The sequence below is a fragment of the Shinella sp. GW821-FHT11G07 genome (genome assembly GCF_058808115.1).
The window spans coordinates 305234-318095 of record NZ_JBXARJ010000005.1; the positions used below are offsets into that span (position 1 = coordinate 305234).

Sequence of the window (12862 nt, forward strand, 5' to 3'; positions counted from 1 at the left end):
CGGTTGACGAAGCATAGGCTTCATTAGCCGGCTTGCGGACGGGCGCTCAGTCTTCGCCCCGCGTTTCAGGAGGGGCGATGACGGATGTCGTAGAAAGCCGGGAGCCGCGCGTAGGCCGTCTCGGTATTACAGGCTGGATGCTGTTCGACTGGGCGGCACAGCCCTTCTTCACGGTCATTACCACCTTCATCTTCGGCCCCTACCTCGTCTCGCGCCTGACCGAAGACCATGCTGCCGGGCAGGCCGCCTGGAGCTATACGCTCACTATTTCCGGCATCGTGATTGCGCTGCTCGCGCCAATCATGGGCTCGATCGCCGATGCTTCCGGCGCGCGAAAACCCTGGATCGCCGTCTTCGCGGTGATCAAGATCCTGTCACTCATCGCGCTTTGGCATGCCACGCCCGGCAGCAGCCTGCCCTTCGCCATGGCCATGATCGTGCTGGCGACGGTGGCGGCCGAGTTTTCTATCGTCTTCAACGATTCGATGATGCCGCGCCTCGTCAAACCGGAAGATGCCGGCCGTATCTCCAACATCGCCTGGGGCCTCGGTTATCTCGGCGGCATGATCGTGCTGATCGCTGTCGTTGCGCTTCTCGCTGCCAATCCGGAGACGGGAACGACCGCCATCGGCATTGCGCCGCTGTTCGGCCTCGATCCAGCGACCGGCGCGGACGCCCGCATCACCGGGCCGATTTCAGCACTCTGGTATCTCGTCTTCATACTGCCGATGTTTTTCTTCACGCCGGATCAAAGCAAAGGACTGCCGATCGCCGCCGCCGTGCGCGCCGGCTTGGCGGATCTCTCCGCCACCCTGCGCGACCTGCGCGGCAAGCCGGGCATCCTGCGCTTCCTAGTCGCCCGCATGATCTACCAGGACGGTGTCAACGGGCTCCTGGCACTCGGCGGCACCTTTGCCGCCGGCATGTTCGCCTGGCAGACGTTTGAACTCGGCATCTATGGCATCATCCTCAACGTCGTCGCCATCGGCGGCTGCCTCTATGCCAGCCGGCTCGACAAGCGTCTCGGCTCGAAAACCGTTGTAGTGATCAGCCTCGTCTGCCTGACCATTGCGACGATCGGCATCGTCTCCACCGGCCCCGGCGTCACCCTGTTCGGCCTTATCCCGCTATCGACCGCCGATTCCGGCGGTCTCTTCGCCACGGCAGCGGAAAAGGCCTATATCCTCTACGGCCTGCTGATCGGCGTCGCCTTCGGCCCCGTCCAGGCCTCCGCCCGCTCCTACCTCGCCCAGAGCATCCATCCGGACGAAGCCGGCCGCTATTTCGGCCTCTATGCTCTCTCGGGCCGCGCCACGTCCTTCCTTGCACCACTGTCGGTCGCGCTCATCACCACGGCAACAGGCTCGGCGCGCATCGGCATGATGGCGCTCATCGCCTTCCTCGTCGTCGGCTTCCTGCTCTTGCTGCGCACACCCTATCCGGCCAACGGGGTGAACACCTGAAACGCAAAACGCCCCGCAAGCGGGGCGTTTCGATTCCGGGGAAGAATCCGGATAAATTCAATGCCGGAAGTGGCGCATTCCGGTGAAGACCATCGCGACGCCCGCCTCATCAGCCGCCGCAATCACTTCCGCATCGCGCATCGAGCCGCCCGGCTGGATGACCGCGGTCGCACCGGCGGCAATCGCCGAAAGCAGGCCGTCGGCGAAGGGCAAAAAGGCTTCGGAAGCCACGGCCGAGCCGCGTGTCAGCGGCTCCGCAAGGCCCATCGCCTTGGCAGCCTCTTCCGCCTTCAGCCCGGCAATGCGGGCGGAATCGATGCGGCTCATCTGCCCGGCGCCGATGCCAGCCGTCTGGCCATCCTTGGCATAGACCACGGCATTCGACTTGACGTGCTTGGCGACCTTGAAGGCGAACTTCATGTCGACCAGTTCCTGTGCCGTCGGTGCGCGCTTGGTGACGACCTTGAGTTCGAGATCCTCGACCATGCCGTTGTCGCGGCTCTGCACGAGCAGGCCACCGGAAACCGTCTTGGCGGAAAGGCCCGGCACGCGCGGATCGGGCAGCGCGCCCGTGACCAGCAGGCGCAGGTTCGGCTTGCCGGCAATGATGGCCCGCGCCGTCTCGTCCGCATCCGGCGCGATGATGACTTCGGTGAAGAGCTTGACGATCTCTTCCGCCGTCTCGCCGTCGAGCGTTGTGTTGAGCGCGATGATGCCGCCGAAGGCGGAGACCGGATCGCAGGCCAGCGCCCGCGCGTAAGCATCCTTCAGCGTCTTGCCGGTGGCGACGCCGCAGGGATTGGCGTGCTTGATGATCGCGCAGGCCGGACCGTTTTCGGGCAGAAACTCGGCGACCAGTTCGAAAGCGGCGTCCGTATCGTTGATATTGTTGTAGGAAAGCTGCTTGCCCTGGAGCAGCGTCGCTGTGGCGACACCGGGGCGGTTCTCGCCGGTGACGTAGAAGCCGGCCTTCTGGTGCGGGTTCTCGCCGTAGCGCATCTCTTCCTTGAGCACGCCGCCAAGCACGCGGTGACGCGGCGTGGCGATGTCGAGCGCCTCGGCAAACCAGTTGGAGATCGCCGCGTCATAGGCCGCCGTACGGGCATAGGCCTTGGCGGCGAGGCGCTGGCGGAAGGCATAGGAGGTCGACCCACCCGCCAGTTCTTCCAGCAGGGCAGGGTAGTCGGCCGGGTCGGTGACAACAGTCACATAGGCATGGTTCTTGGCGGATGCGCGGATCATTGCCGGGCCGCCGATGTCGATGTTCTCGACGGTCGTCGGATAGTCGCCGCCCTTGGCACGCACCTCTTCGAACGGATAGAGGTTGATGATCGCCAGGTCGATCGCATCGATGCCATTCGCCTTCATCGCCTCGACATGCTCCGCATCGTCGCGGATCGCCAGCAGGCCGCCATGCACGGAGGGATGCAGGGTCTTCACGCGGCCATCCATGATTTCCGGAAAGCCCGTGACCTCGGACACGTCGGTCACCGTAAGGCCGGCGTCGCTCAGCGCCTTGTGCGTGCCGCCGGTCGACAGCAGGCGTACGCCCTTGTCGGCGAGCGCGCGGGCGAGATCGACGATGCCCGCCTTGTCGGAGACGGAGAGAAGCGCGGTGCGCACGACAACACGATCAGGGGCGGGGATTTTCTTGGAAACAACGGCCATGGGGGCGCTCCGTTCTGACGGCCCGCGGGAGGGGGGCCGGATGGTCATGCGCCCCGTTATCACAGCCGTCGCCCGGAGAAAACGGCAAACGCCCGCAATTCAGCGCTGTCGCACCAGCGACCACTGAACTTCGGGCACCGTATTGAGCGGCATGGTCAGCGTCAGCTGGCGCGACGTCCTGACGCCGGAGGGATCGGCGAAGAAGACGTCCTCTTCCTCCTCGACCGGCACATCGACGCAGGTCAGCGCCCAGGCTTCTCCATCCGGCGCGACCAGCCGGGTCTCGTTCGACGACGCGCGATAGAGCTGGATGGTCGGGTGGATATGAAAACGCACCACCGCCTGGCCCTTTTCGATGGTGCCGCTCGGGTCGTTCGGCTTGAAGAAACGCTCCCGGCCGCGAATTTCGCTTCCGGTGGCTGCAACGAGGATATCGCGCTCGTAGAGAAGGCCGAAACGCTTCAGGTAGCCGTCATGGCCGGCCGTCACGCCATCGGCACCGGATTCGCGCTCGGTGCGGGCGACATCGACTTTCTTGACGCCACCGATGATGATCGGCCCGAGGAAGCGCGAGCTGGAAATGCGCGACGATGAGGTATCGTTCAAGGTGGCGACCGAATGGGCCGCCGTCGTGCGCGACAGCTGGCGCAAGGCCTCTCCGGCAAATCGCGGCCGGCCGGAATTGACGATGAAACGGTTTTTGCCGGACGACATCTCGATGGAAAGCGTTCCCGCAGACGCCGTCGCGGAAAGATCGACGGCTTTCAGCAGGCCGGTGTCCATCAGGACGACCGTCTCCTTCACCGCGAGGCGATCGTAATTGATGGATGGCAGCGCCTTGAATGGCGCGCCGCCCGTCTCGTCGTAGCGCAGGGCCGACATCAATTCGTTCGCCAGCGTGTAGGTGGCGCCGTTGAACAGCGCGAGTTCACCCCCCTGGTGGCGGAAGAAACGCAGCGCCGGATAGATCCGATCGATGCAGGGAATGAGCTGCGCCGGCATGTCATGGCCGAGATTGACATAGGTCTGGCGCAGCGGCAGCAAATCGAGCAGCAGATCGAGTGCTGCCCGCGGATTGCGCGAGCAATGGCCGCCATCGGCAAGGATCTGCCGGTCGAGTTCCTCGTCGAGATGACGCGCGGCCTTGCGCATTCGCGCGGCGGTGGCCGGCATGGCGATGGAGGCCATGGCAAGGGCTATGCGCACCCTGAGCCGCGGCTCGCCATCCCGCGTCGTATCGGCGACGTGGCGCAGATAACGGACCTGGAAGGCGAGGCTCTTCAGGAAGCGGCGATAGAACGGATAGTCGGCATCCTTCAGCACGACCGGCGAATGGGAGAGCCAGGCGATGATGCGTTGCGCGGCGACGTCCGGCCGCCAGGCGAGGCCGCCTATGACGCGGCCATGGCTTTGCAGCCAGTCGTCGACGATGAAGCGGGAGGTCTGTGCTGCCTTTTCCGGATCGACGAGGCGCATATGGCGCAGCCAGCCAAACGAATGCAGGCGGACGGCGAACTCTTCCGAGGGAAGCTCCAGCGCGAAGGGCGAATCACCCTCGCACTCCAGAACACGCCCCGCCAGAGGGAACCGGCCGGCGGCTATTTCTTCGCCGGCAAAAGAATCGGCGGGATGCAGGTCGGTGGGTGCGACGACCAGGCGATCCGGCGTGCCGCCGGAAAACCGCATGGCGCTAATTCGGCCCAAGGCAAGCCGCCGCGAGAACCGGCGCCAACCCTCACGCAAATACAGATAGAGAAGCCGCTGCCGGTCGGAAAGCTGCATGGTTAACGAATGCCTCCTTCCTATAGGTAGGCTGATGCGGCAAGCCGCGTCAATTCATCGGAGCTGATGGACTGTTGATGACGCGGCCAGGCAGGGCGTGAGGATCTGTCGTTTAGCCGCCGTTCCGCAGCCGCACGGCGTAAAATCCGTCCAAACCACCGGCATGGGTCTCGGTCGCCGGCAACATGGCGGGTGTCGTGCGGAATTCGCCGCGTGGCGAGATCGCCGATTCCAGGCCCGGCCAATCGGCAGGATCGACGGGGTCGATTTGCCAGGACGGATTGTCGGCGAGAACGCGGGCGACCGTCTCTTCCCCTTCGTTCGGATCGAGCGAGCAATTGGAGAAGACGAGCACGCAGCCGGGCTTCACCAGCGTCAGCGCGTGGCGCAGCAGGCGCTCCTGCAGACGGGCAAGTTTTTCGATGTCTTCCGGACCCTTGGTCCAGAGCACGTCGGGATGGCGACGGATCGTGCCGGTGGACGAGCAGGGCGCATCGAGCAGGACGGCGTCAAAAAGCGCGTCAGGACGGTAGTCGGCCATGTTCGCCTCGACAGCCGTCACCGGGAGCGCCAGGCGCTCGAGATTGCCGATGAGCCGCTTCAGGCGGTTGGCGGACTGGTCGAGCGCCGTGACCTCGGCACCGGCATGCGCCAGCTGCGCGGTTTTTCCGCCGGGCGCAGCGCAGAGATCGGCAACGCGCTTGCCGGCAAGATCACCAAACAGCTTTGCCGGAATGCTGGCGGCGGCGTCCTGCACCCACCATTCGCCCGCGTCGAACCCTTCCAATGCCGGAATGGCGCCGGAGGCGGCCGGCAAGCGCACGGAACCGGTCGGCAGGACGAGACCGCCCAGCCGAGCAGCCCAGCCTTCCGGGTCGGATTTGACGGTGAGGTCGATAGCCGACGGTTCGAGAAGCGCTTCGGCAATCCGTCCCGTGTGCTCACGCCCGTAGATGTCGATAAGCCGTTGGTAGAACCAGTCCGGAACGACGGGAATCGAACGGGTCGCCGCCAGATGCGAGGCCTTTTCGCGCGACAGGCGACGCAGCACCGCATTGGTGAGGCTGGCAAAGCGGCGGTTGCGCGGGTCGATCTGCGCCTGCTCGACCGCAAGGTCGACAGCGGAATGGTCCGGAACGTCGAGATAGAGGATCTGTGCCGCGGCGACCGTCAGGGCGTGCTGCAAGGCGCGCGCGCCCACCGGCAACGGCGTGCCGACCAGCGTGTCCAGAATGGTGTCGATGCGGGGAAGATGGCGCAGCGCCGTGTTGATGATGGCGCGTACCAGCGCACGGTCGGCGTCGTTGAGCTGCCGATAGGCCGGGTTGCCGTTCTCGGCGTCCAGCATGCCGTCGAGCGGCGTCCGGCGGTCGATGACGGCGGCAAGGATCTTGGCGGCCGCCTGCCGGGCGCGCAGGCCCGGCTTTTCCGAATGGCTCTCGGGCGCCTCCACGGGGGCTCGCCCCTTGCCGCCGCGATGCCTGTTTGGATGTGCTCTGTGTTTTCTGTCGTCGCTCAAGACCAGGGACCCTTGGGTGGTTCGGAACCACCGCGTCCCCAGCCCGTCGTCGGGACGGAGCGCGATTTGCGTGAGGGATTATCAGCCCGGACCGGCTCCGTCGAGCGCGCTTGCATGCCACGGGCCATTTCCTCCAGCGCCGCGATGCGGTTCTCGGTGTTCGGATGGGTCGAAAACAGGTTGTCCATACGCTCGCCCGAGAGCGGGTTGATGATGAACATATGCGCTGTGGCCGGGTTGCGCTCGGCATCGTTGTTGGGAACGCGGCCCGCCGCGACGGCGATCTTGCCGAGCGCCGACGAGAGCCACAACGGATTGCCGCAGATTTCCGCGCCGCGCTTGTCGGCCGAATATTCGCGCGTCCGGCTGATCGCCATCTGCACCAGCATGGCGGCAAAGGGGGCAACGATCATCGCGATCAGCACGCCGATGAAGCCGAGCGGGTTGCTGTTTTCGCGGTTGCCGCTACCGCCGAAGAACATGGCGAAGTTGGCAAGCATCGAAATCGCACCGGCAATCGTCGCCGTCAGCGTCATGGTCAGCGTGTCGCGGTTCTGGATATGGGCAAGCTCGTGCGCCATCACGCCCGCCACCTCTTCATAGGAGAGCGCCTGGAGAAGACCGGTCGAGGCGGCAACCGCAGCATTCTGCGGATTGCGGCCGGTTGCAAAGGCGTTCGGCTGGTCGCTGTTGATGACATAGACCCGCGGCATGGGCAGGCCGGCGCGTTTTGCGAGGTCACGCACGATGCCGAAATATTCCGGCGCGGAGCGTTCATCGACCTCCTTGGCGCCGTACATGGACAGAACCATGCGGTCGGAATTCCAGTAGGAAAAGAAATTCATGGCGATGGCGATGAGCAGCGCGATCATCATGCCGCCCTTGCCGCCGATGAGCAGGCCCACGCCCATGAAAAGCGCCGTCATGAAGGCGAGAAGCATGGCTGTGCGAACGATGTTCATAGGTTTTCGGCTCCTGTCGGGTCTCGTTGCCCGCGTGCATTCCCCTGTTGTCAAGGGAGTGTTTCACGTGAATCAGCGCTTTCCACAGCGCCGTCACGCTCCTATATGATGGTAAGCGAACAGGAATTCTTCAATATCCGGGAAGGATGCCGATTTTCATGCAGAACGACAACGACAATCATTCAGGCGGCCGCAAGGTGCTTTCTCCCGCCGCATTGCGCGCCCTCCAGGAAGCCGAAGAACGGCGCAAGGCCGCGCAGCCGGTTGAACCGGCTCCCGAGGTTGGCGGCCGCGGCGGTGCGGACCCGGCCCGTTTCGGCGATTGGGAAGTCAACGGTCGGGCGATCGATTTCTGAGGGTGGGAATCCGGCTCAGGAATGACCCGGCCTATCACCGCGGTCCGTTACCTCTCCTTCGTCATGGTCGGGCTTGACCCGACCATTCACGCCGCACCCGCCGCATGGATCCTCGGGTCGAGCCCGAGGATGACGGAAGAGGGGAGGAGAGGAGAGGAGAGGAGAGGAGAGGATATTCCCTCAAGCAATTCTCCAAAAGAAAACGGCGGCCTAGGCCGCCGTTTCGCATTAATCCGAGCCTCTTCAATCAGCCGGCGGCCTTGTTCTGCCGATTGGCGATCAGGTCATCCACAACGGCCGGATCGGCAAGCGTCGAGGTGTCACCGAGTGCGCCAAAATCGTCCTCGGCGATCTTGCGCAGAATCCGGCGCATGATCTTGCCGGAACGGGTTTTTGGCAGGCCGGGGGCGAACTGGATCTTGTCCGGGCTCGCGATCGGGCCGATCTCCTTGCGCACATGCTTCACCAGGTCCTGGCGCAGCGCATCATTGCCCTCTTCGCCGGCCATCAGCGAGACGTAGCAATAAATGCCCTGACCCTTGAGGCCGTGCGGATAGCCGACGACGGCAGCTTCCGAGACCAGATGGTGCGAGACGAGCGCCGATTCGATTTCGGCCGTGCCGAGGCGGTGGCCGGAAATGTTGAGCACGTCGTCGACGCGACCGGTGATCCAGTAATAGCCGTCCTCGTCACGCCGGCAGCCGTCACCGGTAAAATACTTGCCCTTGTAGGTCGAAAAATAGGTTTCGACGAAGCGCTTGTGATCACCATAGACCGTGCGCATCTGGCCGGGCCAACTGTCGGTGATGCAGAGATTGCCGTCAGCGACCCCTTCCAGCACATTGCCTTCATTGTCTACGAGCTGCGGCTTGATGCCGAAGAACGGCCGTGTTGCCGAACCCGGCTTGAGGTCCGTCGCGCCCGGCAGCGGGGTGATGAGAATGCCACCGGTCTCCGTCTGCCACCAGGTATCTACGATCGGCGAGCGGCCCTCGCCGACGACGTTGTAGTACCATTCCCAGGCTTCCGGGTTGATCGGCTCGCCAACCGAGCCGAGCAAGCGCAGCGACGAACGCGACGAGCGCTTCACATAGGCGTCGCCGGCACCCATCAGCGCGCGGATCGCCGTCGGCGCGGTGTAGAAGATGTTGACCTTGTGCTTGTCGACCACTTCCCAGAAGCGGCCGGCATCCGGGAAATTCGGCACGCCTTCGAACATCAGCGTGGTCGCGCGGTTCGCCAGCGGGCCGTAGACGATGTAGGAATGGCCGGTCACCCAGCCGACATCGGCCGTGCACCAGTAGATATCGCCATCCTGGTAATCGAAGACGTATTTGTGCGTCATCGAGGCATAGACGAGGTAGCCGGCAGTGGTGTGCAGCACGCCCTTCGGCTTGCCGGTCGAACCGGACGTGTAGAGGATGAAGAGGGGATCTTCCGCCTTCATCTTTGCCGGCGGACAATCGCGCGGCACGGTCAGCACTTCCTGGTGGTGCCAGATATCGCGGCCCGGCGCCCAGCCGATCTTGCCGCCGGTGCGGCGCACGACCAGAACCTTGTTGACGATGACATGGTTCTTCGCCGCGATGTCGATCGCCGTATCGGTGTTTTCCTTGAGCGGGATCGGCTTGCCGCCGCGCACGCCCTCGTCGCAGGTGATGACGAAGGTCGATTCGCAGTCGACGATACGGCCGGCCAACGCATCCGGCGAGAAGCCGCCGAAGACGATCGAGTGGATGGCGCCGATGCGCGCGCAGGCGAGCATCGCATAGGCCGCTTCCGGGATCATCGGCATGTAGATGGTGACGCGGTCACCCTTCTTGACGCCGTGCTTCTTCATCACGTTCGCCATGCGGCAGACGTGCTCGTAAAGCTCGTTATAGGTGATCTTCTTGTCGATATAGGGGTTGTCGCCTTCCCAGATGATGGCGACCTGATCGCCATGCGTCTTCAGGTGGCGGTCGATGCAATTGTAGGAGACGTTGGTGATGCCGTCCTCGAACCACTTGATCGGGACCTTGCCGGTGAACGACGTGTTCTTGACCTTGGTATAGGGCTTGAACCAGTCGATCCGCATGCCGTGTTTGTCCCAGAAACGCTCCGGGTTCTCGACGCTCTCGCGATACCATTTCTGATAGGTTTCGTTGTCGATCAGCGCTCGGCTTTTCGCGGATTTCAGGACCGGATAGGTCTTTGCGGACATGGATTCCTCCTCACTGCGCATAGGCGGGATGCCGCATCTCCTCGGGCTCCCCGCAACTCCTGCGCCATACATAACAGGTCAAATCCGTCGGGCAATTAGACAAAGGTCATTTGTCGCTTGAAGAATTGCATTTCTGCGACAGTGAGGTTATAGAGGGCCGAATTCCCGGAACATAGTGGTTACTACCCACGGCCCGCGACACCGGCGCGGACGCACAAGAGGACTATATCCATGGCTCAACAGCTGCTTATGCCAAAGGCAACGGCCGTCTGGCTTGTTGACAACACGGCGCTGTCGTTCGACCAGATCGCCACGTTCTGCAAACTGCACCCGCTCGAAGTGAAAGCGATCGCCGACGGCGAATCGGCCCAGGGCATCAAGGGCCTTGATCCGATCTCGACCGGCCAGCTTTCCCGCGACGAAATCGCCCGTGCGGAAGGCAACCCGAACCACAAGCTCAAGCTTTCCGAACCGAAGGTTCGCGTGCCCGAATCCAAGCGCAAGGGCCCGCGCTACACGCCGGTCTCCAAGCGTCAGGATCGCCCGAACGCCATTCTCTGGCTGGTTCGTAACCACGCGGAACTGAAGGATGCGCAGATCTCGCGTCTCGTCGGCACGACCAAGTCGACGATCGAGCAGATCCGCGAACGCACCCACTGGAACTCGACCAACCTGACGCCGATGGATCCGGTGACGCTGGGCCTGTGCTCGCAGATCGACCTCGACCTCGAAGTCGAACGCGCCTCGAAGGGTCGTCCGCTGCCGACCGCCGCCGAACTGGGTGCAACACTCGAATCCGCGCAGGAAACGGAAAAGCTGCCCTACGGCACCGACCGCGAGGAAGAGAAGGAAATCGACGCCGATGCCGTCTTTGCCAAGCTCAAGTCGCTGAAGTCGGCAACGCCCGACGAGGATGAAGACGAGCGCTTCTAAGCACCGTCGAACACCACATCAAAAAGCCCGGCCGTTTCCACGACCGGGCTTTTTCTTTGCCTGTATGCAAGGCGGCTAGCCGATTCGTCGTGCCGACAGCGCTCCGGCGATCTCATCGAGAACAGCAGGATCGTCGATCGTCGCCGGCATCTTCCATTCTTCCCGATCGGCGATCTTCTGCATGGTGCCGCGCAGGATTTTTCCGGAACGCGTTTTCGGCAGTCGCTTCACGCAAAGTACCGTCTTGAAGGCCGCGACGGGGCCGATACGCTCGCGCACCAGCGCCACGACCTCCTGCTCCACAAGCGATGATTCACGTGAAACACCACTCTTCAGAACGAGGAAGCCGGCAGGCACCTGTCCCTTCACCGCATCGGCAACACCGATGACGGCGCATTCGGCAACGTCCGGATGGCTGGCGCAAACCTCTTCCATCGCGCCCGTCGAAAGCCGATGGCCGGCGACATTGATGATATCGTCGGTGCGCGCCATGACGAAGACATACCCGTCTTCATCGAGGTAGCCCGCATCTGCTGTCTTGTAATAGCCAGGGAACTCCGCAAGGCAGGTCGTGTGAAACCGTTCGTCGGCGTTCCAGAAGGTCGGCAGGCAGCCCGGGGGCAGGGGAAGTTTTATCGCGATGTTGCCGAGCGTGCCTGCCGGCACCTCATGGCCGGCATCGTCCAGTACGTGCAACTCGTAACCGGGCATCGGCACGGTCGGCGATCCGTGTTTCACGGGCAGCGGATCGAGGCCAAGCGGGTTGCCGACAATCGCCCAGCCAGTCTCCGTCTGCCACCAGTGATCGATGACCGGCACGCCCAGCACACTTTCCGCCCAGCGGATCGTTTCCGGATCGGCGCGCTCGCCGGCGAGGAACAGCGCGCGCAGGCTGGAGAGATCGTGCCGTTTCACGAACACACCCTCCGGATCCTCCTTGCGGATCGCACGGAAAGCGGTCGGCGCCGTAAACAGCACGGAGACCTTGTACTCCTCGACGACGCGCCAGAAGGCGCCGGCATCCGGCGTGCCGACCGGCTTGCCCTCGTAGAGCACCGTCGTGCTGCCGTTTAGCAGCGGCCCATAGACGATATAGGAATGGCCGACGACCCAGCCGATATCCGATGCCGCCCAATACACCTCACTGGGTGCCACGCCGTAGAGCGCCCCCATCGACCAGGCAAGCGCCACCATATGCCCGCCATTGTCGCGAATGACGCCCTTCGGCTGGCCGGTCGTGCCTGACGTGTAGAGAATATAGAGCGGATCGGTCGCGGCAAGCGACGCGCAGGCAACCGTGCGCCCCGCAGCAGCCTCCAGCGCCGCGCCGAGATCGACATCCCGACCGGACGTGAGGTCTGCCGCGAGCTCAGCGCGTTGCAGCACGAGGCAATGCTCCGGCTTGTGCTTCGCAAGTTCGATCGCCGAATCGAGCAGCGGCTTGTAAGCGATGATGCGATTGGGCTCGACGCCGCAACTCGCCGAAACGACGAGCTTCGCCGTGGAATCGTCGATGCGCGCCGCGAGTTCACTTGCTGCAAAACCGCCGAACACCACCGAATGGATCGCCCCGATGCGGGCGCAGGCGAGCATGGCGAAGATCGCTTCCGGGATCATCGGCATATAGAGGATGACGCGGTCACCCTTCGCGACACCATGATCGACAAGCACCGCCGCCATGGCGTTCACCTGCACCAACAGGTCGGCATAGCTGTAGCGCGCCTTGCGGCCAGTCACCGGGCTGTCGTAGATCAGCGCGACCTGATCGCCGCGACCGGCCTCCACATGCCGATCGACGCAGTTGTGACAGGTATTGCTGAACGCATCGGGAAACCAGCGCCCATAGACGCCCTGGCCGGCGTCGAAAATCTTCACTGGCTCGGTGAACCAGTCGATCGCCCGCGCGGCCTCGGTCCAATAACCCTCGTGGTCATCCTTCCAGGCCCGATAGGTCTCGGCATAATTTTTGTGCATCG

General features: G+C 63.5%; 9 protein-coding genes. 3 read left to right on the forward strand and 6 right to left on the reverse strand.

Going from position 1 to position 12862, the window contains the following annotated elements:
• Nucleotides 1-77: 77 nt before the first annotated feature.
• Entirely contained in the window at nt 78-1463 is a 1386-nt protein-coding gene (locus tag AC1RT2_RS12470; RefSeq protein WP_493102233.1) for an MFS transporter, read from the forward strand.
• 57 nt (nt 1464-1520) lie between these two features.
• Here AC1RT2_RS12470 and purH read toward each other — a convergent pair whose 3' ends face one another.
• The 4 genes from purH to htpX all read right to left on the reverse strand — a co-directional run bounded on the left by purH (nt 1521) and on the right by htpX (nt 7394).
• A complete protein-coding gene (purH, locus tag AC1RT2_RS12475) occupies nt 1521-3131 on the reverse strand; it encodes a bifunctional phosphoribosylaminoimidazolecarboxamide formyltransferase/IMP cyclohydrolase (protein WP_493102234.1) in 1611 nt (536 codons plus the stop codon).
• 99 nt (nt 3132-3230) lie between these two features.
• The gene (locus AC1RT2_RS12480) at nt 3231-4913 is read right to left on the reverse strand and encodes a heparinase II/III family protein (protein WP_493102235.1); all 1683 of its coding nucleotides are present in this window, start codon (nt 4911-4913) and stop codon (nt 3231-3233) included.
• Between the two features lie 112 nt (nt 4914-5025).
• Nucleotides 5026-6432: an RsmB/NOP family class I SAM-dependent RNA methyltransferase gene (locus tag AC1RT2_RS12485; protein ID WP_493102237.1), complete on the reverse strand. Its 1407-nt coding sequence runs from the start codon at nt 6430-6432 to the stop codon at nt 5026-5028.
• A complete protein-coding gene (htpX, locus tag AC1RT2_RS12490; protein WP_069060557.1) occupies nt 6429-7394 on the reverse strand; it encodes a zinc metalloprotease HtpX in 966 nt (321 codons plus the stop codon). Before htpX ends, AC1RT2_RS12485 begins: the two co-directional genes overlap by 4 nt.
• A 158-nt stretch (nt 7395-7552) precedes the next feature.
• Here htpX and AC1RT2_RS12495 point away from each other — a divergent pair, with 158 nt between their 5' ends.
• Nucleotides 7553-7750: a DUF1674 domain-containing protein gene (locus AC1RT2_RS12495; protein ID WP_493102239.1), complete on the forward strand. Its 198-nt coding sequence runs from the start codon at nt 7553-7555 to the stop codon at nt 7748-7750.
• A 247-nt stretch (nt 7751-7997) separates the two neighbouring features.
• Here the strand turns inward: AC1RT2_RS12495 and acs are convergent, their stop codons facing one another.
• Nucleotides 7998-9953 carry an acetate--CoA ligase gene (gene acs / locus AC1RT2_RS12500; RefSeq protein ID WP_493102241.1) on the reverse strand — a complete coding sequence of 652 codons (1956 nt, stop codon included), beginning with the start codon at nt 9951-9953 and terminating at the stop codon, nt 7998-8000.
• Between the two features lie 231 nt (nt 9954-10184).
• Here acs and AC1RT2_RS12505 point away from each other — a divergent pair, with 231 nt between their 5' ends.
• Nucleotides 10185-10886: a DUF1013 domain-containing protein gene (locus tag AC1RT2_RS12505; protein WP_069060555.1), complete on the forward strand. Its 702-nt coding sequence runs from the start codon at nt 10185-10187 to the stop codon at nt 10884-10886.
• A 75-nt stretch (nt 10887-10961) separates the two neighbouring features.
• On the opposite strand, the gene AC1RT2_RS12510 is transcribed toward AC1RT2_RS12505, so the two are convergent.
• The gene (locus AC1RT2_RS12510) at nt 10962-12860 is read right to left on the reverse strand and encodes a propionyl-CoA synthetase (RefSeq protein ID WP_493102243.1); all 1899 of its coding nucleotides are present in this window, start codon (nt 12858-12860) and stop codon (nt 10962-10964) included.
• Nucleotides 12861-12862 lie beyond the last annotated feature (2 nt).

Bases quoted from the DNA above. Each gene is read 5' to 3' on its own strand.
- AC1RT2_RS12470 (WP_493102233.1), top strand. From the start codon at position 78: ATGACGGATGTCGTAGAAAGCCGGGAGCCGCGCGTAGGCCGTCTCGGT.
- purH (WP_493102234.1), bottom strand. From the start codon at position 3,131: ATGGCCGTTGTTTCCAAGAAAATCCCCGCCCCTGATCGTGTTGTCGTG.
- AC1RT2_RS12480 (WP_493102235.1), bottom strand. From the start codon at position 4,913: ATGCAGCTTTCCGACCGGCAGCGGCTTCTCTATCTGTATTTGCGTGAG.
- htpX (WP_069060557.1), bottom strand. From the start codon at position 7,394: ATGAACATCGTTCGCACAGCCATGCTTCTCGCCTTCATGACGGCGCTT.
- AC1RT2_RS12495 (WP_493102239.1), top strand. From the start codon at position 7,553: ATGCAGAACGACAACGACAATCATTCAGGCGGCCGCAAGGTGCTTTCT.
- acs (WP_493102241.1), bottom strand. From the start codon at position 9,953: ATGTCCGCAAAGACCTATCCGGTCCTGAAATCCGCGAAAAGCCGAGCG.
- AC1RT2_RS12505 (WP_069060555.1), top strand. From the start codon at position 10,185: ATGGCTCAACAGCTGCTTATGCCAAAGGCAACGGCCGTCTGGCTTGTT.
- AC1RT2_RS12510 (WP_493102243.1), bottom strand. From the start codon at position 12,860: ATGCACAAAAATTATGCCGAGACCTATCGGGCCTGGAAGGATGACCAC.